Here is a 23,963-nt window from a genome sequence, read left to right as displayed (position 1 = left end):
ATGAGGGAGTGAGCCCGCGCTGCGTTCCTCGTTCATTCGCCACCTGCTGATTGCGCCGCACAAAATCGTGCGGCCTGACATAGATCAGGGCGAGGGGGCGGCGGCTGCGCGATTAGTGCGCTGCGGATTTGGCATCCACCAGATTCGAGATCGGGATCTGCAATGAAATTCGGCACAGAGATCGTCCTTCTAAGCGTGTTCGCTTTTGCGGCCCTGGTGGCCGCCGGCTTCGGCGTGGATGAACCTTTCCGCCGACACATGTGGGTGTTGTTCTTCGCAGTGGCTGGTTTCACTGCGATCCTGTTGCGCAACACGGAGTTCAGGCCAGCAGCTCCGATTGACCCATCCGCTTACATGGATGGTCCGATCCGCTACGGCGCGATCGCCACCGTGTTCTGGGGTGTCGTCGGCATGCTGGTCGGCGTGGTGATCGCGCTGCAGCTCGCCTACCCCGATCTCAACATCCAGCCCTGGTTCAATTTCGGTCGTTTGCGGCCGTTGCACACATCCGGTGTCGTTTTCGCCTTCGGCGGCAACGCGCTGCTTTGCACGTCTCTGTATGTCGTGCAGCGCACCTGCCGCGCGCGCCTCTTCGGCCGTGATCTCGCCTGGTTCGTCTTCTGGGGCTACCAGCTGTTCATCGTCATGGCCGCGACCGGCTACCTGCTCGGCATCACCGAGGGCCGCGAGTACGCCGAACCCGAATGGTATGTGGATGTCTGGCTGACCATCGTCTGGGTCGCCTACCTCATTCTGTTCCTTGGCACGATCCTGAAGCGCAAGGAACCGCATATCTACGTGGCCAACTGGTTCTACCTGTCGTTCATCGTGACCATCGCGATGCTGCATGTGGTCAACAACCTGTCCATACCAGTCTCGTTCCCGGGCTCCAAGAGCTACTCCGCCTTTTCAGGGGTCCAGGACGCCTTGACGCAATGGTGGTACGGCCACAACGCGGTCGGCTTCTTTCTCACCGCCGGCTTCCTCGGCATGATGTATTATTTCGTGCCCAAGCAGGCGAACCGGCCAGTCTATTCGTACCGGCTGTCGATCGTCCATTTCTGGGCTATCATCTTTCTCTACATCTGGGCCGGGCCGCATCACCTGCACTACACCGCCTTGCCCGATTGGGCGCAGACGCTCGGCATGGTGTTCTCGATCATGCTGTGGATGCCGTCCTGGGGCGGCATGATCAACGGCCTGATGACGCTGTCCGGCGCCTGGGACAAGCTGCGCACCGATCCGATCATCCGCATGATGGTGATGGCCGTCGCCTTCTATGGCATGTCGACCTTCGAAGGCCCCATCATGGCGATCCGGGCGGTCAATTCGCTGTCGCATTATACCGACTGGACCATCGGGCACGTCCATTCGGGTGCGCTCGGCTGGGTCGGCATGATCTCGTTCGGCGCGATCTACTACATGGTCCCGAAGCTCTGGAACCGTCAACGGCTCTACTCGCTGAGGCTCGTCACCTGGCACTTCTGGCTGGCGACACTCGGGATCGTCGTCTACGCCGCGGTGATGTGGGTGTCCGGCATCATGCAGGGCCTGATGTGGCGCGAATATGGCGAGCAGGGCTTCCTGGTCTACTCCTTCGCCGAAACCGTCGCCGCCATGCACCCCTACTATGTCCTGCGCGCCATCGGCGGCGCCATGTACCTCTCCGGCGCCCTGATCATGGCCTGGAACATCACCAGGACCATCCTCGGCCACCAGCGCGAGGAGGAGCCGATGCCGAGCCCCGTCGCCATCCGACCTGCGCGATCAGGAGCCAGGTAATGGGCTTGATGGACAAACACGCAATCATCGAGAAGAACGCCACGCTTCTTCTCGTTGGCTCGCTGCTCGTGGTGACGGTCGGCGGCATCGTCGAGATCGCGCCTCTCTTCTATCTCGACAACACGATCGAGAAGGTGGAAGGCATGCGCCCCTATTCGCCGCTCGAACTTGTCGGGCGCAACATCTATATGCGCGAGGGCTGCTACCTCTGTCATAGCCAGATGATCAGGCCGTTCCGCGACGAAGTTGAGCGCTATGGCCACTACAGCCTGGCTGCCGAGTCCATGTACGATCACCCCTTCCAGTGGGGATCGAAGCGCACCGGGCCGGATCTCGCCAGAGTTGGCGACCGCTACTCGAATGCATGGCATGTCGCGCATCTTACCGACCCGCGCTCGGTGGTGCCGGAATCGATCATGCCGAGCTATGGGTTCCTGAAAGACACGCCGATCGACGTGAAGGATTTCTCGACGCATCTGGTCGCCAACAGGCTTGTAGCCGTCCCTTACACCGATGACATGATCGCCCACGCCAATGCGGATCTGGCGGCGCAGGCCGATCCCAATGCCGACACATCAGGCCTTGAGGCGCGTTACCCAAAAGCCAAGATCGGCGACTTCGACGGCAACCCGCAACAGGTCACCGAAATGGATGCCCTGCTCGCCTACCTGCAGATGCTTGGCACACTGGTCGACTTCAAAAATTACGACGAAGCCGCCGGCTACCGCTGAGGAGAACGCTGATGACCTACAATTTGATGCGGGCGTTTGCCGACAGCTGGGGCCTGGTTGCGATGGCGCTGTTCTTCGTGGGGTGCATCGCCTTTGCCCTACGCCCCGGCAGCCGAAGGCTGGCCGACGAAGCGGCCCGCATTCCGCTCGAGGACGAGTGATCATGAGCGACGAGCATATCGATGAAATCTCTGGCGTCTCGACCACCGGCCACGAATGGGATGGTATCCGGGAGCTGAACAACCCGCTTCCCAGATGGTGGGTTATCACTTTTTACGTCACCATTGTCTGGGCGATAGGCTACACCATTGCCTATCCAGCATGGCCTCTGTTGCACTCGGCGACAACGGGTGTGCTCGGCTATTCCAGCCGCAACGAGGTCAGGAACGAGCTGACCGCGGCTGAGGCCGCCAAGGGCAAATATATCTCGGCGGTGGAGTCCAAGAGCGTCTCGGAAATCGCCGCGGACGACGGCCTGCGCGAATTCGCAATCGCCGCCGGTGGCGCCGCTTTCAAGGTCAATTGCGTACAATGTCATGGCTCCGGCGCCCAGGGTTCCAAGGGCTTTCCCAATCTCAACGACGACGACTGGCTGTGGGGCGGCAAGGCCGAGCAGATCCAGCAGACGATTACGCACGGCATCCGCTTCGCATCCGATCCGGACACGCGCCTGTCGGAAATGCCGGCCTTCGGCGACATCATTACCGCCGACCAGATCGCACAAGTCAGCGCCTACGTGGCCAGCCTTTCCGGCAAGGTCCGCGATGCAAGTCTGATCCAACCCGGCGCCAAGGTCTTTGCCGAGAATTGCGTGGCCTGTCACGGCGACAATGCAAAAGGCAACAGGGAATTCGGCGCCCCCGACCTGACCGATGCGATCTGGCTCTATGGATCCGGTGAGACAGCCATCGCCGCACAGGTCCGTGCGCCAAAACAGGGCGTCATGCCGGCCTGGGTTGGCCGTCTCGGCGAGATCAAGGTCAAGGAACTTGCAGTTTATGTCCATTCGCTTGGCGGCGGAGAATAGGAATGGAAGGTCCTATTCTTCGGTCCCCCCTGCCAAGCGGACGAGGCCCGGCGTGAGCCGGGCCTCGACACCATCCCTAATGCGATCTGCACAACCCGGCAAGGCTATCCTACGGCGAGGCTTTACGACAGGTGCCCCTGACATTGGCTGGGAAAGTGGAGTTGCACATGCGTGACAAGACGCAGTTGACAGGGCTCGAAACAGAAACTGTCAATTCCGCCAAAACCCGCAAGCCGCTTTATGCCGCGCGTCAAAAGATCTTTCCGAAGCGCGCCTCGGGCAACTTTCGTCGCTTCAAATGGCTGGTGATGACGATCACACTTGGCATCTATTACCTGGCTGCGTGGCTGCCTTGGGCTCGCGGTCCATTTGCCCCGGACCAGGCAGTCCTGCTCGATCTCGCGAACCGGCGCTTCTACTTCTTCTTCATCGAGATATGGCCCCAGGAATTCTTCTATGTGGCCGGCCTCCTGGTCATGGCGGGCGTCGGTCTTTTCCTGATCACCTCGACTGTCGGCCGTGCCTGGTGCGGCTATGCATGCCCTCAGACGGTGTGGGTCGATCTGTTCCTCGTCGTCGAACGTGCGATAGAGGGCGACCGTAACGCTCGCATGAAACTCGATGCAGGCCCCTGGACCGCCCGCAAGCTGATGCTGCGCTTATCGAAGCACGCCGTCTGGCTGGTCATCGGTGCGGCGACCGGCGGCGCCTGGATTTTCTATTTTGCCGATGCGCCGACGCTGGTTGGCGAACTCTTCACCGGCACCGCGCCACCCGTCGCCTACATCACTGTCGCCGTGCTGACGGCTACCACCTACACGTTCGGCGGTCTGATGCGCGAGCAGGTCTGCACCTACATGTGCCCATGGCCGCGCATCCAGGCAGCGATGCTCGACGAAAGTTCTCTCACCGTCACCTACAATGACTGGCGCGGCGAACCGCGTTCTCGCCACGCCAAGAAGGTCCTTGCCGCAGGGCTGCCGGTCGGTGACTGCGTCGACTGCAATGCCTGCGTCGCGGTCTGCCCGATGGGGATCGACATCCGCGATGGCCAGCAGATGGAATGCATCACCTGCGCGCTGTGCATAGACGCCTGCGACGGGGTCATGGACAAGCTCGGCAAGGAGCGCGGGCTGATCTCCTATGCGACACTGTCCGACTACAACGCCAACATGATGCTGGCGACCGCGGGCGGCTCCAGTTCAGTCAACCCGTCGCAGGTCAGGACCGCTGATGGCCTGTTCTCCGACAAGGTGGCGCATTTCCATATCCGCAAGATCTTTCGGCCACGCACCTACGTCTACATGGGTATCTGGTCGCTGATCGGCCTGGGTCTGCTCTATTCGCTGCTGACGCGCGATCGGCTCGAAGTCAACGTGCTGCATGATCGCAATCCGCAATTTGTCACGCTGTCCGACGGCTCGATCCGCAACGGCTACACCGTCAAGCTGCTCAACATGATCCCCGAGCCAAGGACGATCGTTGTCGCGATTCAAGGCTTGCAGGGCGCCGAGATGAGCGTGGTCGGCGACGACATCCCGGAAGGCCGTTCTTTTGCCATTCCGGTCGAACCCGACCGCCTGAAAATGCTGAAGGTCTTCGTGCGCCAGCCGGCGGATCAAATCCAGGGCACAGCGCAGACCTTCAAGTTCCGTGTCGAGGACAAGGCGAGCTTCGAGGCGGACGAATACACCGCCACCTTCAACGCGCCGGAGACTGCCAGATGACCGCTAACGCTGAAAAACCCCGCGTATTCACCGGCAGGCACATGCTGGCCATCATCCTAGCCTTTTTCGGGGTGGTCATCGCGGTCAATCTGACGATGGCAACGCTCGCCAACACGAGCTGGACCGGCCTTGTCGTCGAAAACACCTATGTGGCGAGCCAGCAGTTCAACAAGAAGGCCGAGGAGGGGCGGGCGCAGGCAGCGCTCGGCTGGACCGGCAAGCTGACCATCGCATGGGGCGAGGTCCGCTATAGCCTTACCGACGCCGTCGGCAAGCCGATTGCCTTGCATGGCGTCAAGGTGCTGTTTCGCCATCCCGCCTACGAGAAAGAGGACAAGGCGGTCAACCTCGCCCTCGCCTCCGGCCAGGAATTCGCAGCCCAGCACATGCCGAAGGATGGCGTCTGGATCGTCGAAGTCGACGCTGACGCCGGTCTGGCCGAGCCCTACCGCGAAGTCCGCAGGATCATGATTTCCCATGGAGCGCTGAAATGAGTTGTTGTGCACCGGGCGCCGAAATGGCGCTTGATCTGGGCAGCACCACGTCGGTCCTGCCGTCTAGTCAAGAGATCAGGCTGGCGAGCCGATCGCTTGGAGATGATCTCCGCCAAACCGATCTTTCGGTGCCGAGCGTTCATTGCGCAGCTTGTATCCAGACGATCGAGACGGCGTTGGGAACGCTCGATCGCGTCGAGAGCGCCCGCGTCAACCTGTCGACGAAACGGGTCTCGGTCCGCTGGCGTGGCGACGAGGTTCCACCGTTCGTCGCCGCGCTTGGACGGCTCGGCTACCAGGCGCATCTCTTCGCCCCCGAGATTGATGAAAAGGACAGGACGCTTTCGGAGTTGATCCGCGCCGTCGCGGTTGCCGGGTTCGCGGCGGGCAATATCATGCTGCTTTCGGTCTCTGTCTGGTCCGGGGCCGAAGGGGCTACCCGCGACCTGTTTCACTGGGTCTCCGCATTGATCGCCATCCCAGCGCTCGCCTTCGCCGGCGGCATCTTCTTCCGCTCGGCCTGGAATGCACTGCGCCACGGCCGCATGAACATGGACGTGCCGATCGCGGTCGGAGTGTCGCTCGCTTACGCCATGAGCCTCTATGAGACGATCAACCATGGCGACCACGCCTATTTCGACGCGTCGGTTTCGCTGCTTTTTTTCCTTTTGATCGGCAGGACGCTGGATCACGTGATGCGCGAACGTGCCCGCACCGCGGTGAAAGGCCTGTCGCAGCTGGCCGCACGCGGCGCCATGGTGCTGCGCGGCGATGGCGCGCGCGACTATCTGCCGGTTGGCGAGATCGAACCGGGGATGCAGCTGCTGATCGCGGCCGGTGAAAGGATCCCCGTCGACGGCAAGATCATCCACGGAGCGTCTGATCTCGACTGCTCGCTGGCCTCAGGCGAAAGCGCGCCGAAAAACGTGGCGCCGGGCGAAGCCGTGCAGGCCGGCGTGCTCAATCTTACCGGCCCGCTGACGATCGAGGCGACCGCCGCCGCGAAGGATTCGTTCCTCGCCGAAATGGTTCGGCTGATGGAAGCCGCAGAGGGCGGTCGCGCGCACTATCGCCGCATCGCTGATCGCGTGTCGGCACTCTACGCGCCCGTGGTTCATCTCACCGCCTTCGTGACATTCCTGGGTTGGATGGCGGCGACGGGCGACTGGCACCGGGCGATGACGATCGCCATTGCCGTTCTGATCATCACCTGCCCGTGCGCGCTCGGCCTCGCCGTACCGATCGTTCAGGTGGTCGCCGCGCGGCGTCTGTTCGAGAACGGCATCATGGTCAAGGACGGTTCGGCCATGGAGCGCCTGGCGACGATTGATAACGCAGTGTTCGACAAGACCGGAACGCTCACGCTCGGACAACCCCGGCTCCTCAATGCATCGTCGATCGATCCGGCCATGCTGGCAATCGCGGCAGACATGGCCGCGCACTCGCGTCACCCGTTTTCAAAGGCCATAACCGGCTTTGCCGCTCCTGGCGGGCAACACAAATTCGATGCCGTCACAGAGCATCCGGGGTTCGGGATCGAAGCCACTGTCGCCGGAAGCATCTGGCGGCTGGGTCGACGCGGATGGGCTGGATGGAAGGCCCGGACCGGTGGTGAAGGCAACCATGGCTATGGCGGAACGGTGCTGACAAAAGACGGGTTCATTGTCGCGACCTTCGATTTCGAGGATGCGCTGCGCGCCGACGCGGCGGCGGCGATCAAGCGATTGAACGATACTGGGGTGTCGATGCAAATGCTGTCGGGCGATACCGCAGGTGCCTGCGGTGAAGTTGCAAGAATGCTGGGTGTCGAGGACTTCGTTCCGTGCCTGCTGCCGTCGGGCAAGGTCGAGCGCATCGAGACCCTGGCGAAAGACGGACACAAGGTTCTGATGGTTGGCGACGGCCTCAACGACACGCCGGCGCTGAGCGCGGCGCATGTCTCGATCGCTCCGGCCACCGCCGCCGACATTGGCCGCAATGCCGCCGACTTCGTATTCCTGCGCGAAAGCCTTCTGGCAGTGCCTCTCGCGCTGGACGTCTCGCGCAAGGCGGGACACCTGATCCGCCAGAACATCGCGATTGCGATCGTCTACAATGCCGTCGCCGTGCCGATCGCCATCCTGGGCCACGCCACGCCTTTGTTAGCGGCGATTGCCATGTCTGCCTCATCGGTGCTTGTTATTGGAAACGCATTGCGCTTGCACGGCTTCGGGGCGAATGCGACGCTGCAAGTTATTCAAAAAGTCGGACGCTCCGCAGTCAGCTATTCGGCATAATCCTCGTGACGACGTTGCTCTATCTCATACCAGTGGCCCTTTTTCTGGGTGCACTGGGTGTGTCCGGCTTCGTCTGGGCATTGCGAAGCGGTCAATACGAAGATCTCGACGGAGCCGCCGAGCGGATACTAATTGATCGGGACGACAAACCGGAACGCTGATTTCAATCCGCTGTGCATAAGATGCGCGGATCGCGCTCGTCAGTCGAGCCGGCTCGGTCGGGAACAAGCTGTCCATGCTCCATGCTCCATGCTCCATGCTCCATGCTCCATGACCATCTTGACCTAAGCTGCACACTACATTTGTGAAAAGCCTCTGTCGTGCGAAGGACTGCCTCCCATTGCACCCAGTATGAGGCGTGTGATGCCACGAGAGTACCTCGCGTGGCCGGACGAGAGCTTGGCAATGTGCGCACGGGTTCCAAAGTGGAACGTCACGGTCGATCACCTGACCGTGAACCGCCAGTGCCGATTGGTCATGTCTGGCTGATCCAGATCAGGGTCATACTCATCGGCGTGGTCTATTGACCAGTCTTCGACGGAGAAATGCATGACTTACGGAAAGATTGGTCGTCATTATCAGCACCTTCACGGTTCTGGGTTTTCTGTCGTGTGGTCGGCCATGCCTTGTGCTTACGGCGCAGCCATTAGCTGACCGGCGTCGTGTGTATCTCGCTTGCTGGCTGACCATCCGCGTGGCTTGCGCGGACAGGGGGCCGATCAACAGCTTTCGCCTTTGATGGGTTGTGTGCGTCGTTGCCGATCCATCCCGATTCCCGGCCCGCGCCTTGAGGCTATGCGACGGTACCGGAACCCAGCGCACGTCACGCGGTTCCGCGCGCGTGGTGTCCGCTCGTCACGACGATGAACGAACAAGCGGCTGGAGTACCATGAACACCGTACACATCATCGACTGCCACAATGCAAATGACTACTTCGCCGACAGGCAAGAGGGACCGATCGTGCAGCACTTGTTAAAGGCTGTCAACATCCGCGCGGAGCTCCAAATGGCGTTGAACCGAACGAAATTTGGTGAGGCTGTAGTACGAGCGATGGAGGCGGAGTGCGACGTGCTTCACATCGCCGGGCACGGCAATGGTGACGGGATCGCTTCGTCCAGTGGGCGAAGTGGCCTTCTTTGGGCTGACTTCGTAAAAATGTTCCAGGGCTCGCATCCAGCGCCGAAGATCCTCGTGATGTCAACGTGCTGCGGAGCATCATCGGGGTTGGGACGTGCGTTTTCGAAATCGATCAACCGTCCGAAGTTGATCATTGGTTCGAGTGACGCGCGCTATTTCGACGACTATGTCGCCGCGTGGGCTTTGCTCTATCGGCGACTGAATTGCAAGGACATCGACATCGAAGCCATGCAGCAGGTTCTTGATGAGATATGCGCGGTCGTGGATAAAAGTTTCCGCTACCTTGGCTGGGATGACGAGAGAGAGCGCTACGTTCGATACCCTCACCCTCGCAAGAGAGCCCGCTTCGACGTCGTGGAGCGTGAGTAGTATGCGCAAGGGTTCCAGGTGGAATGTGGCGATCGATGCGGCGCGGCCGTCGCTGACCAGCGTCGCGAGTGTCTCGCTTGCTGGCGGCGATCTGCGCGGCTGCGCGGCGAAAGGGCGGGATCGGTTAGCCGCATCCACCTCTGAGCGCTTTGAGTGCTTCGTTGCCGATCGATGCGAATCTCCCGGCCCAGCGCCTTTAGGCAATGCGGCGGGCACGGAGCTCATGTCACTCGGCTCAGTTCCACCGTTACACGAGGATAGGCGACCGGATGGCGGCACGCTGATGGGCTCTGACGATAATTTTGACATCGTTGTCGTTGGAGCCGGCCCGGTCGGCCTTTCGTTCGCTGCGTCGCTTGCCCAAAGCGAACTCAAGGTGGCAGTTGTTGAACAGAACACATTCGATAGTCTGGCGAATCCGGCTTTCGATGGTCGCGAAATCGCGCTGACCAACGCTTCGATCAGAACCCTTCGCGAGCTCGGCGCCTGGGATGTCATCCCGGCTTCGGACAAATCAGCACTTCAAGGCGCGCGCGTGCTCAACGGCTCGAGCGCATTCGCTCTTCGTTTCGATCCTCCCAGCAACTCTGGAGAACCGCTGGGGGTTTTGGTTCCAAATTGCCGGATCCGCGAGGCGCTGTTCAAAATCGTCCGCTTGCAGGATCGCGCCCGGCTGTTGTGCGGCCACTCGGTCGTCGATGCAACAAACAGCCAAGAAGGAGCAGTCGTAACGCTCTCTAATGGCGCGCGTTTAACTGCTCGGCTGGTTGTTGCCGCGGATTCGCGTTTGTCCGCCACGCGTGATCTGCTAGGCATCGGCGCCGATATCAACCGGCTTGGCCACTCGATGCTGATTTGCCGAGTGAGGCACGAGCGCGCCCACCACCAGATCGCCATCGAATGGTTCGATCACCATCAGACGATAGCGATATTGCCCCTCGCGGAGGGCATGTCGTCGCTGCTGCTCACATTGCGCTCAAACGAGGCCTATAGACTGCTTGCCTTCGATGATGATTTGTTCCTGTCGGAGTTGACGAAACGGTGTCGAGGGCGCCTTGGAAAAATGACCTTGGCAAGCAAGCGCCACACCTATCCGCTGGTCACGACCTGGGCGCACAAATTCCGGGCGCCGAGCGCCGCACTCATCGGCGACGCTGCCATCGGCATGCACCCGGTGACCGCTCACGGATTCAACATCGGTCTCAGCAGCCAGAAGCAACTCGCCCGTGGAATCATGACTGCGTGCCGCGACGGCCGCAATGTTGGCGACCCCGACATGCTGCATATATACGAAAGGCGGCTGCGCCTGTCGGCGGCGCCGCTCTACCATGCAACGAACATATTGGTTGGACTCTACTCCAGAGACCACCTGGCGGCACGGCTTGCAAGGCATCTGGGGCTTCGCTTTGCCCAACATGTTCCCCTTGTCCGGCATGGGATTTCGGCGGAGCTCCAGCGGTGATACTGCACCAGCAGTCGCATTTTTGCGCGTGCTGGGCGAGCGATGAGAGAGTGCATGATGCACCGGAGTAATCCTGCTCCCCGACGCTGATCTCCGATTGAAGAATTAACCCGTCCTTCAGGGGGGCTGCATAGGCTGCGGACAAGCAGGAGTAAGCAAGCTGACCCGTCCAGCCTTGGAAAAAGAAGATCCGCTGGAGGCGAGAATCCTTCAGGACCAGCTCGCTGATCTGAGGGCAGGCCTTTTCGTCTCAATGCCGATAAGCATTGTGCTGTCCGGGCTGATTTTGACCGTGCAGGCCCTTTCCGGGAACGGTCTTGCTGGCGCGGCCTGGTTTTCGGTCGTTAATGCGATAAATGCCGCCCGCCTTGCACTCGCCCGTCATCAGCTGAAGGAACCCGGAGTCCAGGATGATCTGACACGGGTTTGGCTGCGGCTTCGCTGGTTTGGCAGGCTTGCTCTTCTGGCGGGATTCACCTGGTCATTCCTTGCCGTCCTAACGGCTGGATACACGACGTCTCAAGCATCGCTGCATCTAATAATTCTGGCGGGCATTTCAGCTGGCGCGGTCACGTACGGCAGCTCATATGCTGCGGCAGCGATATGCTTCATCACACCGCCACTCCTCATTGCCGCCGCATGTTTGCTGACGAAGGGAGCCCCGGAAAACTACATTCTGGCTTTTGCCGTCCTGCTTTTCGAGGGCGGCCTGGTTCGATCCTCGTTCGTTGGACAAGCGCGCTTCCGTGACGCGAGCCGCCTGAGACATCAAGCCGAGCGGCTTGCCGCGGAAATGGAGCGCAATTCCAGGGAGGACCATCTTACCGCGCTCCTCAACAGGCGGGGCCTCGAACATGCAATCGATCAGTTTGAGAACACCGATGGACCCTTTGTGGCCATGCTGATTGATCTGGACGGGTTCAAATCTGTCAACGATACCTACGGTCACAGAACGGGTGACGAGCTGCTTGCCAGGATCGCCCGCCGAATAGAGGAAGAAGCACCGGAGGGCTCAACGCTCGCCCGCATCGGTGGGGATGAATTCGTGCTGGTTTTTTCTTCGCGAAAGAATTCTCCTTCTCCCACCAATCTCGCGTCCAATCTCATAGCCAAGCTTGCTCGCCCCTATCCTGGGATCGCATCAGTCCGCATTGGAGCGTCTATAGGAATCTACTTGGCTGAAAACCCCGGACTAACGGAAATGTTGTTGCGGGCCGACATCGCCCTTTACACAGCTAAGCGCCGCGGCAGGAATGAATTTTGTCTGTTCGATGCCGAGCTAGCCCGGGAGTTGCAACGCCGCCAGTCAATCGAACGCGATCTTCATTCGGCGATAACGATGAGAAGCTTGGTCGCTTGGTTTCAGCCAATCGTAAGACTCGAAACTGAAGCCGTCGTCAGTTTTGAAGCCTTGCTAAGATGGTCTCACCCGCTTCACGGTCCCATTTCTCCGCCCGAGATCATGACAGCGGCACGCGAAACTGGAATGCTTCAGCTGCTAACTCAAACGGTATTCGCCGACTGTTGCGCTCTTATCGAGGGCTTGGTCAAAGCTGACCGTCGTGATGTTCGTGTGGCGATGAATGTTTCACCGTGCGAGTTGGAAGCTGGCGATATTGACGAGATGATTCTTAATGGTCTGGCGGCAAAAGACCTCCCTGCAACGATGTTCGACATCGAGATTACCGAAGAAGCCCCAGTGGATCCGGACAGAGTGGATGAAAAGCTCGCCCGGCTTTCACATGCTGGCATTTCTATCGCGCTCGATGACTTCGGCACCGGTTTTTCGACGTTGGCATCGCTCAAGGACAGTCGGATCAGGAAGGTGAAAATAGATCAGGGCTTCGTTCGCGGCTTAGCCAAGTCCCGGGAGAATCGGCTGCTTGTCAAAGCGGTGATTGATCTTGGTAGGACGCTCGGGATCGAGGTCATGGCCGAGGGCGTTGAAACAGAGGCAGATCGGCAAACTCTGTACAAGCTTGGCTGCAGAACCGCGCAGGGCTTCCTGTTCTCTAAGGCAGTGCCTCTCCATTTGGCACTTGATTCGGTAGTAAAAGAGCACGCGAAGGAGTTGTGACCGGCCTCTCCGTCCGTGCTGCTCGCGGAACTTTCATGTGGGGTGGACCTGACGCGCGAAAGCCGTTTCGGACGGTAGAGTTATTACGGGGGCGAAACTGAGCACGTGGTTTGGATAGCAGCAATCCGGTCCACCGGCGCACATGCAGCGGCTTCATACAAGCGTTCAAGTTGCGAGATGAGCTTGAGTGAACGACGTCGGAGAATTGCGTCCTTTGGACGCTGGTTTCGCGGTTCCCGTAGGATTCGATTACGGGAAGCGTTCTTGGCTGCTTCTCGGCTCAGCGCTCATCGGGATGAACAACGTACCCGCGGTCAAGGTCTTCGCGACCTCAACCCAGTCACCATCCCGCAACAGCAGCGGTCGGGTCCTGATCAAGCGCTCAGCCTCAGCACAGGTGCTGGAGCAACGGTAGAGCGCGGAAAACGTGTATCGGAATGCGCTGGCTCACCATAGGAAGCTGCCACGGCATGTCGAATGTCCCCAGGGGGCGGACCGTTCCCTTGCATTTGTCTCGATGACGGGCTCTCAAAGCTAAAGCCAAGAGAGCTTTATAAAAATCGCACCCGATCGGCTGCGCAACGACGACCAGCTGAGGCCCGATCGGGTGCTAAGGTCGTGCCAAAAAAGGCGCGTCACTGTCGCATTTCTAGCCGGCTTGCGATCGGACGTCATCTCTTGGCGATCGCTGCCCCTTCTCTCAAATGCGCTTAGCGGCGCCGATGGCGAATAGCGCAAGCTTTTCCACCCGTTTCTACTCCACTACCGAGACTCGTCACCAACCTCCTTTTATTCGCTTCCATATGGCCCATCCTGTCTCCAATCGAGGAGGAGCGCGAACATGGGCCAAGCCGTAGAACGTCTCAGTCTCGGGAATTCTTCTGCTCGCCAAACTGCCGTTGTCGCCGGCACCATATTTGGCAGGGTGACAGTGCACGACAAGATATCAGGCGTTCTTGTCTGGGCTGAACTATGCTTGCAAGCCATAACCCAAAAATCGCCGATCCCTTTGAATTCGAGCCGGATGAATGGGTGTTTCAAAATTTTTGGCGGTTTTAGGCAGAACCCTCCGATGGCCCGCGTACCGGTCAAGCTTCGTGAGCACTTTAGGTTCGTCGATCAGGCATAGGTTTCTTTCCCATGCCACATGCTGGCCGTTTGCCTAGTTCGGAAGCCCTCGAGAGGCGTTGCTCGTCTTGGTATGGCGTCGCCCCTTTTTCCGATCCATCGGCCACGGAGCTAGAATGGTGTCTAGCTGTTGCCGCCTACTTGGTCATCCGGCATGGAGATGCCTATATACCGACCTTCGAAAGGCTGGAATACGAGGTCGAACAAATGCGGCGGAAGCTCGGAAATCGCGAGCGAGCGCAGCGCGTGCTGGCCACGCTCAACCTAAATGGCTCGGACAGCTGGAGCCGTGAGGTTGGTTCTCAAGGCCTGGATGGCGCCGCAATCACATTCGCCCGGGCGGGGTAAAAGCGATTTTTTGGAGCCACTCGCGCTTTTGCGCTAACGAAGGTCCCGCGCCGTATTTGGGCCGGATCCATTTGTGGCCCATCAGAGAAGCAATTACCTTCTCCGGCGCCTCAACTGCCGTCAGCCGGTCCTCGAAAGTGTGTCGCAGGCTATAAAGACTATGCTCGGAAGTCGGCAGAAGTTCCTTGCTGGCGAGCACCTTGTTGACGAGCGCTGAAAGTGACGCGGCCTTGTCGCGATAACGAGGAAAGCCGTCCGGATGGAGCTTGATGGCTGCAAGTGCGCCGCCAACCAAGGGAATGTCACGGGCTGAATGACCGGTCTTCAAGCGACGGCCATTGGGGCGCACCCGCACATGCGGGATTTCTCGATCGAGGTGGATTGTTTCGGTGGTGAGGTTTGCCGCTTCAGAAAGCCTGAGTCCGGTATCGGCAATCACATAGATTAGATGGCGGGCTTCGTCATTGAGTCCGTCGAGCGCGCCTTCAGCGAGTATCTTCTCCTGAATGAACTCCGCTGTGAACGCAGCGCGTTGCCCGGGGACGGCGCCGGAAAGACGCAGGTTTCGAAAAACCGGCTCCAGCTTGAGCTGGTGAGTCAGATCGACGACGCGCAGCATTTTCGAAACATGGCCGATGTCCTTGTTGGCCGTACCGATATCAAGTCCATCCTCAACGATCCGCTTTTGCCACCACTCGCGGAACGCGATTGCGTCGTCCCGAGTGAGGCTTGCGATCTCCTTGTCGCCAATGACTCCAACCAGATTGGCAACTGCGCGCTTTTTGGGGTTACGCCATTTCTTGATTTGGTTGGGCGACATGGTCAGCAAGTTCTGTTGCTCGATCGTCTCGAATTCCTTGATAAGACCGCTCAGGCGGACCGCTGGCCGCTTCTCCCCACCCATGACGGCCGAGACGTCCTGCGCGTCCTCGATCGATTTTTTGTCGAGGAGCAGCTTGATACGGGCCATGAGTTCGTCGAGCGGCCCCGCTGCTAGTTCCTCGTTAGTGCGATAGGCCAATCCAAATGACCGCGCGCGCTTCCTCGCGGCTTCGAAACGCAGCCCCGCCTCGGCGGATTGGCCTTCCCGCAGTCTACGCCAATACGCCTCCAGCCCCGCGCCGAGGCTTTGCACTGCATCTCGCGCCCGTACACCGCGGGGATCGTCAGCCACGGCGACGCCCGTGGAAATGCGTACTAGGCAGCGGCGATCAAACGCCGCGAATTCCTTCGGCACCCTGCGGACGAGATACCAGATGCCTTCACGTTTATGCGGCTTTGGCGCTGCGGAACGTCGCATTATCTTTCTCTAATGTTACACAGTTTGTTACACAGTCTAAGATATGTTTCGCTTCGTGCTGGTCAAGCGCAACAAGGAAGCTTTTGAAAGGAAAGGATTTTTATGGAAGCTAAATGGCGGAGAGGGAGGGATTCGAACCCCCGATGGGCTTGCACCCATGCCGCATTTCGAGTGCGGTGCATTCGACCACTCTGCCACCTCTCCGCGGTCATGGTCGGCCGTTGCCGGCGCGGCGCACTAGATAACGGCTGAACGGGCAGGTTACAAGGCCAATCCGTGAGTTATTTGGCTTGCCCGGCAAGCGGCGGATTCATAGCGAGTCTGGTGCGGGGAGACCGAGGCGGATTGCCGACCTGCCACGCATCCTTGCCTCCACGACGACAGCGCGGTGCGGTGCTGTCGACACGGCCGCTGCTTGCCGGCCAATAACAGTCTCGGCGTGGCTGTTTGCCTTGACTCGCACTCAACCTTCGGTTAGGGACAGCGCGCAATCGGCGTGGAGGGTTCTTCCGCGCCGCTTGTTTTTTGAACCCGCAGACTGACAAAAAGACGGCTGAACTGCCTCAGGCGGTTCATCAAGGCCGACCGAACAGCGAAAGGCAAAAAATGTTCGCAGTCATTAAAACGGGTGGCAAGCAGTATCGCGTTGCCGCCAACGATCTCCTGAAGATCGAAAAAGTCGAAGCCAATGTCGGCGATATGGTCGAGATCGGCCATGTTCTCGCGCATGGCGAGGGCGAGAATGTCACGTTCGGCGCGCCGTTCGTCGACGGCGCGGTGGTCACCGCCGAAGTCGTCGAGCAGGGCAAGAACCGCACCGTCATCGCCTTCAAGAAGCGCCGTCGGCAGAATTCGCGCCGCAAGATCGGCCATCGCCAGCTTTTGACCACCGTGCGGATCTCCGAGATCCTGCTGGGTGGTGCCAAGCCGACGAAGACGGCAGCGGTCAAGGCGCCGAAGAAGGAAGCCAAGGCAGAGGCCGCCACCGAGGCGAGGGCGGAAGCCGCGCCGAAGAAGGAGCCCAAGGCCAAGGCAGCCGAGGCAAAGGCAGCCGAGACCGCGGCAGCGCCGCTGTTCAAGGCGCCGAAGGGTGAGCCGGACGATTTGACCGTGATCAAGGGCATCGGCCCGGTCGCAGCCAAGGATCTCAACGAGCAGGGCATCATCACCTTCGCTCAGCTCGCCAAGCTGACCGACAAGGATGTCGCCAAGATCGACGAGCACATGCCCTTCAGCGCCGACCAGATCAAGGACTGGCGCGAGCAGGCCAAGGAATTGGCGGCGAAGTAATTTTTCTGGCGATTAGCTCGCCGGATCGGACTTGAAACGGAACGCGAACGCGTTCATAAGGCCTTTTAGGCGCCTTGCGGCGCAACGGAGTTAGTTAGATGGCACACAAGAAAGCTGGCGGCTCGTCGCGCAACGGTCGCGACTCGCATTCCAAGCGTCTGGGCGTGAAGAAGTTCGGCGGCGAAGCCGTCATCCCGGGCAACATCATCATTCGTCAACGCGGCACCACGTGGCATCCCGGCGTCAATGTCGGCATCGGCACGGATCATACCCTTTTTGCGCTCGAATCTGGCGCCGTGACCTTCAATAAAAAAGCCAACGGCCGAACCTACGTATCGGTCAACCCGATTACCAAAGCCGCGGAGTAGCCGGTTCCGCACTAGAACACCGGCGCCCATCTCGGGAACCGGTGTCTGGCAAAGCCAGGAAAAGGATCAGGGGAGATGGGTTTCCATCTCCCCTTTTTCTTGTGCCTGGAGGACTTTCAAATGGTTGCCGAAGCGGAAGACTCAGATGACGAAAGTTACGCGATAGACTGCCCGGTGCTGGTCACCGAGCGGCTGGTGATGCGGGCGCCACACGAGGGCGATATCGCGCAACTGGTCGAGCTTGCCGACAACCGCCATGTCGCCGAAATGCTGGCCCGCATGCCGCACCCCTATGGCGAGGCCGAGGCGCGCTCTTTCCTGGCCATGACCAAGTCGCGCCGGGCCGGCATCGCCTATGCCTTGACGCTGGCCGGCACCGACACCTTCGTCGGCTGCGCCGGTCTCAACACCACCGATCGCGGGCTGGAGCTCGGCTACTGGATCGGAGAGCCCTACTGGAAGAAGGGCTATGCGACCGAAGCAGCGCATGCGCTGGTCGATCTCGCCTTCCAGAGGACGTCGATCCAGGTGCTGCATGCCTCGACGCGGGTCATCAATCCGGCCTCGCGCCGCGTCATCCACAAGTGCGGGTTCCAGTATGCCGGCCAGGGCATGCTGAATTCGATCGTCGCCGGCCAGGTGCCGGTCGAGCGCTACCGGCTCGATCGCAAGACCTGGACCAGCCTGCGGAACTGGGTGCATTTCTGATGGATGACGACGGTCAAGCCAATGGTCGACAACAGCGATATTGAAACGGCCGCGATCGCGCCGATGACGCCTGGGGATGTCGAAAGCTTTCATCGCGCGCTCGATGTCGTAGCGCGCGAGCGAAAGTACCTGTCCTTCCTCGAGGCGCCATCGCTGGATCAAGTCAGAAGCTTCGCAATGGACCGTATCGGCAGAGGCGACCCGGGGTTCGTGGCCGTTGTTCGTGGCGAGGTCGTCGGCTGGTGCGACATCTCACGCTATGACCGGCTCATCCATGCGCATCGCGGCACGCTTGGAATGGGGATCATTCCTTCCTATCGGGGGCGTGGCCTCGGGCTACGGCTCATCAATGCGACCTTGGCGCAGGCACGCAAGACCGGCTTTGTCCGCGTCGAGCTTTCCGTGCATTCCGACAATGCTCGCGCCATCTCTCTCTACGACAAGGTCGGGTTTGTCAGGGAGGGCGTGCAGCGCGACGCCGTCCTTATCGACGGGGAATACCGCGATACCATCATGATGGCGATCGTCGAACGCGAAAACGCAGCCGGATGAAGAGCCATCAGCCCAGTTCAGCCCACACCGGCAGATGATCCGAACCGGTCGCCTTTCGGTCGACCCACAGGCGCTGCAGGGATTTGGCAAGCGAAGCGCTGGTGAAGATGTAGTCGATGCGCTTGTGGCGGCTGGGGTCAGTGGGTTGTTTCGGGTCGACCCAGCTGATGAGATCGTCGCCGGTGGCGTTCAGGCGCAAGGCGGCATCGACGGCAAAGTCGGCGGTCAGCGGCATGCCGAATTCGTGGTCCGGCCGGCCGGCGAGTTCGACATATTCGGGTGATCCGGCCAGCATGTTGAAATCGCCCATGCCGACAAAGGCTTCGGGATGCGGCAATTCCGGCAGGCCGATCTCGGCGACGCCGGACAGCGCGCCGCCTTCGAGCGCATAGTTCAGCATGCGCTGGCGCAGGAACTGGATCTGGCTGGCGCGTTCGACGGGGCTGCGGTGATCGAGATGGATGGAATAGAAGCGGATGAAACCAAGCGGCGTCTCGATCAGCGCTTCCAGCGCGCCACGCTGGAAATTCATCATCTCGAAGCTGCGGCTGCGCGGCAAAAGCAGATTGCGCGACAGATGAATGGGCGTCTTCGACAGCACCATGTTGCCGAGCTGGAAGGTTTTCGTGAAGGCGCGGCCGTTCTCGATGTGGGAGCCGATGTTGGCCTCGAAATTGCTGCCATAGACCGCGAAATAGTCTGGCAGTGCCTCGCCGATCTCGGCGACCATGTCGCGGCCGCCATTCCTGGGATTGTTGCGGGTCACCTCCTGCAGAGCGATCACGTCGGCGCCGCGCACGGCATCAGTGATGCGCCCGACATCGTACTGCCCGTCGAGGCCGATGCCGTACTGGATGTTGTAGGTTACAAGCTTCATTCCGACGTCTCTCCGGCCAACCCCACATGGCCATTGTCACAAAACGGCCTCGCCCTTCGCCGCGCCTTGGTTTAGAGCAAGGCCCAAGGTTTAGAGCAATGCCGCAAGGCCACTAGTAGAAACTGTACAATCCAATGAAATTTCTCGATCAAGCCAAGGTCTACATCCGCTCCGGTGACGGTGGCGCCGGTTCGGTATCGTTCCGGCGCGAAAAATTCATCGAGTTCGGCGGGCCGGACGGCGGCGACGGCGGCCGTGGCGGCGATGTCTGGCTGGAAGCGGTCAACGGCCTGAACACGCTGATCGACTACCGCTACCAGCAGCATTTCAAAGCCAAGACCGGTGTCCATGGCATGGGCCGCAACATGACCGGCGCCAAGGGCGCCGACGTTACGCTGAAGGTGCCGGCGGGAACGCAGGTGTTCGAAGAAGACAACGAGACGCTGATTTGCGACCTCACCGTGGTCGGCCAGCGGTTTCTCCTGGCCAAGGGCGGCAATGGCGGCTTCGGCAACCAGCATTTCAAGACCTCGACCAACCAGGCGCCGCGCCGCGCCAACCCCGGCCTGCCGGGCGAAGAACTCAACATCTGGCTGCGGCTGAAGCTGATTGCCGATGCCGGGCTGGTCGGACTGCCGAATGCCGGCAAGTCGACATTCCTCGCCGCCGTCACCGCGGCCAAGCCGAAGATCGCTGACTATCCGTTCACGACGCTGCATCCCGGCCTTGGTGTTGCCCGCATCGACGCGCGCGAATTCGTCATCGCCGACATCCCGGGTCTCATCGAAGGCGCGCATGAGGGCGTCGGCATCGGCGACCGCTTCCTTGGCCATGTCGAGCGCACGCGCGTGCTGCTGCATCTGGTTTCGGCGCAGGAGGAAAATCCGGGCAAGGCCTACAAGACCGTGCGCGCCGAACTCGAGGCCTATGGCAACGGCCTGACCGACAAGGTCGAGATCGTGGCGCTTTCCCAGGTCGACACGCTCGACGCCGATGCGCGCAAGAAGAAGGTCGCCTCGCTGAAGCGCGCCGCCGGCCGTGCGCCGATGCTGTTGTCCGCCGTCACCGGCGAAGGTGTCGAGGCAGTGTTGCGGGCGCTGATGTCGGTGGTGGCCGAGGCGCGTGCGCAGATCGCTGCCCCGGTCGAGACGCGCTGGGACAGATAGACCGATGCAGTCGCTGAAAAAATATCGGCGCATCACCGTCAAGATCGGCTCGGCGCTGCTTGTCGACCGCACGACGGGCTTGAAGCGAGACTGGCTGGCCTCGCTCGCCGACGACATTGCCGTGCTGGCCCAGGGCGGCGCTGAAATCCTCGTCGTGTCGTCCGGAGCCATCGCGCTTGGCCGCACAATCCTTGGTCTCGGCAAGCGTGCTTTGAAGCTCGAAGAGAGCCAGGCCGCGGCAGCCGTCGGGCAGATCGCCCTGGCCGGCGCCTGGTCGGATGCGCTCGGCAAGGGCAGCCTGAAGTCGGGCCAGATCCTGCTGACGCTCGGCGACACCGAGGAGCGCCGCCGTTATCTCAATGCGCGGGCGACGATCTCGACGCTTCTGAAGATGAAGGCGGTGCCGGTCATCAACGAGAACGACACGGTGGCGACTTCCGAAATCCGCTATGGCGACAATGACCGGCTGGCGGCGCGCGTCGCCACCATGATGGGCGCCGATCTTTTGGTGCTGCTCTCCGACATTGACGGGCTCTACACGGCGCCGCCGGCGCGCGATCCCAACGCCAAATTCATTCCGGTGGTCGATCGCATCACGCCCGACATCGAAGCGATGGCCGGTGCGGCCGCTTCCGAGCTGTCGCGCGGCGGCATGCGCACGAAGCTCGATGCCGGCAAGATCGCCACCGCCGCCGGCACCGCGATGATCATCACGTCAGGCACGCGGCTGTCGCCGTTGATGGCGATCGAACGCGGCGAGCGTGCCACCTTCTTCCGGCCGAGCGCCAACCCGGTCAAGGGCTACAAGACCTGGATCGCCGGCCAGCTCGAACCTGCCGGCCGGCTGACAGTCGATGCCGGCGCCATCGGCGCGCTGCTGTCGGGCAAGTCGCTGCTGCCGGCCGGCGTCAAGCTGGTCAGCGGCAATTTCTCGCGCGGCGACACGGTGGCGATCCTGTCGCCCGAGGGCCGCGAGATCGCGCGCGGGCTGGTTGCCTATGATGCCGCCGATGCCGTAAGGATCGCAGGTCTGAAGACGGCCGAGATCGAAACCGTGCTCGGCTACGAGGCGCGCTCGGCGATGATCCACCGCGACGACCTTGTGGTGAGCCATTCTGGTGACCAAGTACGGGCCAGCGACCAAGTATTGGCCGGTGGCAACGTAAGCGGAGGATGAGCCATGCTGAAGCTGCATGAAAAATCCGGGGATGACACCGTAGCAACGATGGCCGATATCGGCCGCCGCGCCCGCGCTGCCGCCCGACCGCTGGCCATCGCCACGACCGCCGCCAAGAACGCCGCGCTGCTGGCCATGGCCGAGGTGATCGTCACTCGTGAGCAGGACATTCTCGACGCCAACGCCATCGACGTCTCGAATGGTCAGGAATCCGGGCTTTCCGTGTCCTTCATGGACCGGCTGAAGCTCGATCCGGCGCGCATCCGCGCCATGGCCGACGGCATCCGCGAGATCGCGGAACTCAGCGATCCGGTCGGCGACGTGATCGCGCAATGGGACCGGCCCAACGGCCTGCATATCGAGCGCGTGCGCACGCCGCTTGGCGTCGTCGGCGTCATCTATGAGAGCCGCCCGAACGTCACGGCCGATGCCGGCGCGCTGTGCCTCAAAGCCGGCAATCCGGTGATCCTGCGCGGCGGCTCGGATTCGCTCAATTCTTCGGCCGCCATCCATGCCTGCCTGGTCGAGGGGTTGAAGGAAGCCGGCCTGCCTGAAGACGCCATCCAGCTGGTGCCGACCACCGACCGCGCCGCCGTTGGCGAGATGCTGAAGGGGTTGGGTGGTTCGCTCGACGTCATCATCCCGCGCGGCGGCAAAAGCCTCGTCGGACGTGTGCAGAACGAGGCGCGGGTGCCGGTCTTCGCGCATCTCGAAGGCATTTGCCATCTCTACATCGACCGCTCGGCCGATCTCGACATGGCGGTGCGGATTGCGGTCAACGCCAAGATGCGGCGCACCGGCGTCTGTGGTGCCGCCGAGACGCTGCTGGTCGACCGGGCGGTTGCCTCCACGCATCTGGTGCCGATCCTGGACGCCTTGCGCGCGGCCGGCTGCGAAATCCATGCCGATGCCGAGGTGCTGAAAGTGTTTTTCGACGCCAAGCCGGCGACCGATGCCGACTGGGTGACCGAATATCTCGATGCTGTCATCGCGGTGAAGCTGGTAGACGGTATCGGCGGTGCGATCGAACACATCGAAACCTTTTCCTCGCATCACACCGAGGCGATCGTCGCCGAAGATGCGCAAGCGGTCGAAAAATTCTTCAACGAGATCGATTCGGCGATCCTGCTGCACAATGCCTCGACGCAGTTCGCCGATGGCGGCGAATTCGGCATGGGCGCCGAGATCGGCATCGCCACCGGCAAGATGCATGCGCGCGGACCGGTCGGCGTCGAGCAGCTGACCTCGTTCAAATACCGCGTGCGCGGGTCGGGACAGGTGAGGCCTTGAAGCTTTTCGTCGTCAGAGCCTGAGGCAATGCTGGCATCTTCCGAACCGGCGGTACCCTCCCGTTACCTGAAGATGCCGCACGCCGAAAAAGGCCTCGCCGTTGGCTTGTTCGGAGGCTCGTTCAATCCGCCGCATGCCGGCCACGCGCTGGTCGCCGAGATTGCGCTGCGACGCCTGGCGCTTGATCAGCTGTGGTGGATGGTGACGCCGGGCAATCCGCTGAAGAGCACCAGGGAATTGGCGCCGCTCAGCGAACGGCTGCAACTGTCCGAGCAGATCGCCAAGAACCCGAAGATCAAGGTCACCGCCTTCGAGGCCGCCCATCATGTCCGCTACACCGCCGACACGCTGGCGCTGGTCAAGGCGCGCAATCCTGGCGTCGACTTCGTCTGGATCATGGGTGCGGATAGTCTGCGCGATTTCCATCGCTGGCAGCGCTGGCGCGAGATCGTCATGACCTTCCCGATTGCCGTCATCGACCGCCCGGGAGCAACGCTGTCGTTCCTGTCTTCGGTCGTCGCCAAGACCTTCGACTATGCCCGCGTCGACGAGGGCGATGCGCCGCGGCTTGCCCGCATGAAGGCGCCGGCCTGGACCTTCATCCACGGCCCGCGCTCGTCGCTGTCGTCGAGCGCGATCCGCAAGCTGGCGAAGGGGTGAGCCCACTCGCCCGGCC

The 23,963-nt window shown here is 61.0% G+C and carries 21 protein-coding genes and 1 tRNA gene; 19 read left to right on the top strand and 3 right to left on the bottom strand.

Features of this window, described 5'->3' with window-relative positions; genetic code table 11:
* Positions 1 to 162: 162 nt before the first annotated feature.
* The 11 genes from ccoN (at position 163) to EJ076_RS00615 (ending at position 13,083) form a co-directional block, all read left to right on the top strand.
* On the top strand, positions 163 to 1,782 hold the full coding sequence (gene ccoN / locus EJ076_RS00665; RefSeq protein WP_063169225.1) for a cytochrome-c oxidase, cbb3-type subunit I: 1,620 nt from the start codon (positions 163 to 165) through the stop codon (positions 1,780 to 1,782).
* A complete protein-coding gene (gene ccoO / locus EJ076_RS00660; RefSeq protein WP_063169224.1) occupies positions 1,782 to 2,513 on the top strand; it encodes a cytochrome-c oxidase, cbb3-type subunit II in 732 nt (243 codons plus the stop codon). The genes ccoN and ccoO overlap by 1 nt, the downstream gene beginning before the upstream one ends.
* A gap of 11 nt (positions 2,514 to 2,524) precedes the next feature.
* Positions 2,525 to 2,674, top strand: a complete 150-nt coding sequence (locus tag EJ076_RS00655; protein WP_024502864.1) for a cbb3-type cytochrome c oxidase subunit 3 — start codon at positions 2,525 to 2,527, stop codon at positions 2,672 to 2,674.
* 2 nt (positions 2,675 to 2,676) lie between these two features.
* On the top strand, positions 2,677 to 3,540 hold the full coding sequence (gene ccoP / locus EJ076_RS00650; protein WP_063169223.1) for a cytochrome-c oxidase, cbb3-type subunit III: 864 nt from the start codon (positions 2,677 to 2,679) through the stop codon (positions 3,538 to 3,540).
* 167 nt (positions 3,541 to 3,707) lie between these two features.
* A complete protein-coding gene (gene ccoG / locus EJ076_RS00645) occupies positions 3,708 to 5,267 on the top strand; it encodes a cytochrome c oxidase accessory protein CcoG (protein WP_063169222.1) in 1,560 nt (519 codons plus the stop codon).
* A complete protein-coding gene (locus EJ076_RS00640) occupies positions 5,264 to 5,761 on the top strand; it encodes a FixH family protein (RefSeq protein ID WP_063169221.1) in 498 nt (165 codons plus the stop codon). Before ccoG ends, EJ076_RS00640 begins: the two co-directional genes overlap by 4 nt.
* Entirely contained in the window at positions 5,758 to 8,037 is a 2,280-nt protein-coding gene (locus EJ076_RS00635) for a cation-translocating P-type ATPase (protein WP_063169220.1), read from the top strand. The genes EJ076_RS00640 and EJ076_RS00635 overlap by 4 nt, the downstream gene beginning before the upstream one ends.
* Positions 8,038 to 8,042: 5 nt before the next feature.
* A complete protein-coding gene (gene ccoS / locus EJ076_RS00630) occupies positions 8,043 to 8,198 on the top strand; it encodes a cbb3-type cytochrome oxidase assembly protein CcoS (protein ID WP_081714250.1) in 156 nt (51 codons plus the stop codon).
* A gap of 728 nt (positions 8,199 to 8,926) precedes the next feature.
* Positions 8,927 to 9,544, top strand: a complete 618-nt coding sequence (locus EJ076_RS00625) for a hypothetical protein (protein ID WP_063169219.1) — start codon at positions 8,927 to 8,929, stop codon at positions 9,542 to 9,544.
* A 280-nt stretch (positions 9,545 to 9,824) separates the two neighbouring features.
* Positions 9,825 to 11,006, top strand: a complete 1,182-nt coding sequence (ubiM, locus tag EJ076_RS00620; protein WP_024502870.1) for a 5-demethoxyubiquinol-8 5-hydroxylase UbiM — start codon at positions 9,825 to 9,827, stop codon at positions 11,004 to 11,006.
* 175 nt (positions 11,007 to 11,181) lie between these two features.
* Entirely contained in the window at positions 11,182 to 13,083 is a 1,902-nt protein-coding gene (locus EJ076_RS00615; RefSeq protein WP_082826564.1) for an EAL domain-containing protein, read from the top strand.
* 1,453 nt (positions 13,084 to 14,536) lie between these two features.
* On the opposite strand, the gene EJ076_RS00610 is transcribed toward EJ076_RS00615, so the two are convergent.
* Both EJ076_RS00610 and EJ076_RS00605 read right to left on the bottom strand, forming a co-directional pair.
* Positions 14,537 to 15,859: an integrase gene (locus EJ076_RS00610; protein WP_063169217.1), complete on the bottom strand. Its 1,323-nt coding sequence runs from the start codon at positions 15,857 to 15,859 to the stop codon at positions 14,537 to 14,539.
* Between the two features lie 114 nt (positions 15,860 to 15,973).
* Positions 15,974 to 16,063 (bottom strand) — tRNA-Ser (locus EJ076_RS00605).
* Positions 16,064 to 16,465: 402 nt separating this feature from the next.
* Between EJ076_RS00605 and EJ076_RS00600 the strand changes: the two genes are divergently transcribed.
* The 4 genes from EJ076_RS00600 (at position 16,466) to EJ076_RS00585 (ending at position 18,777) form a co-directional block, all read left to right on the top strand.
* A complete protein-coding gene (locus EJ076_RS00600) occupies positions 16,466 to 17,149 on the top strand; it encodes a 50S ribosomal protein L21 (RefSeq protein WP_126066775.1) in 684 nt (227 codons plus the stop codon).
* Positions 17,150 to 17,247: 98 nt separating this feature from the next.
* A complete protein-coding gene (gene rpmA / locus EJ076_RS00595) occupies positions 17,248 to 17,517 on the top strand; it encodes a 50S ribosomal protein L27 (RefSeq protein ID WP_027031700.1) in 270 nt (89 codons plus the stop codon).
* 120 nt (positions 17,518 to 17,637) lie between these two features.
* On the top strand, positions 17,638 to 18,225 hold the full coding sequence (locus EJ076_RS00590) for a GNAT family protein (protein WP_164548523.1): 588 nt from the start codon (positions 17,638 to 17,640) through the stop codon (positions 18,223 to 18,225).
* A gap of 21 nt (positions 18,226 to 18,246) precedes the next feature.
* Positions 18,247 to 18,777 (top strand): GNAT family protein, encoded by a 531-nt coding sequence (locus EJ076_RS00585; protein WP_126070941.1) that lies wholly within the window; start codon positions 18,247 to 18,249, stop codon positions 18,775 to 18,777.
* A gap of 7 nt (positions 18,778 to 18,784) precedes the next feature.
* On the opposite strand, the gene EJ076_RS00580 is transcribed toward EJ076_RS00585, so the two are convergent.
* Entirely contained in the window at positions 18,785 to 19,654 is an 870-nt protein-coding gene (locus EJ076_RS00580) for an endonuclease/exonuclease/phosphatase family protein (protein ID WP_126066773.1), read from the bottom strand.
* A 134-nt stretch (positions 19,655 to 19,788) separates the two neighbouring features.
* Here EJ076_RS00580 and obgE point away from each other — a divergent pair, with 134 nt between their 5' ends.
* The 4 genes from obgE to EJ076_RS00560 are packed head-to-tail and all read left to right on the top strand — an operon-like array spanning position 19,789 to position 23,947.
* A complete protein-coding gene (gene obgE / locus EJ076_RS00575; protein ID WP_109664514.1) occupies positions 19,789 to 20,820 on the top strand; it encodes a GTPase ObgE in 1,032 nt (343 codons plus the stop codon).
* A gap of 4 nt (positions 20,821 to 20,824) precedes the next feature.
* Positions 20,825 to 21,997 (top strand): glutamate 5-kinase, encoded by a 1,173-nt coding sequence (gene proB, locus EJ076_RS00570; protein ID WP_126066772.1) that lies wholly within the window; start codon positions 20,825 to 20,827, stop codon positions 21,995 to 21,997.
* A gap of 3 nt (positions 21,998 to 22,000) precedes the next feature.
* Complete coding sequence (locus EJ076_RS00565; RefSeq protein ID WP_126066771.1) at positions 22,001 to 23,287, top strand: glutamate-5-semialdehyde dehydrogenase; 1,287 nt, start codon at positions 22,001 to 22,003, stop codon at positions 23,285 to 23,287.
* Positions 23,288 to 23,314: 27 nt separating this feature from the next.
* Positions 23,315 to 23,947, top strand: a complete 633-nt coding sequence (locus EJ076_RS00560; protein WP_245462945.1) for a nicotinate-nucleotide adenylyltransferase — start codon at positions 23,315 to 23,317, stop codon at positions 23,945 to 23,947.
* Positions 23,948 to 23,963 lie beyond the last annotated feature (16 nt).

The organism is Mesorhizobium sp. M7D.F.Ca.US.005.01.1.1, assembly GCF_003952545.1.
Taxonomy (GTDB): Bacteria; Pseudomonadota; Alphaproteobacteria; order Rhizobiales; family Rhizobiaceae; genus Mesorhizobium; species Mesorhizobium loti.
This window is presented reverse-complemented; position numbering and strand designations above follow the sequence as displayed.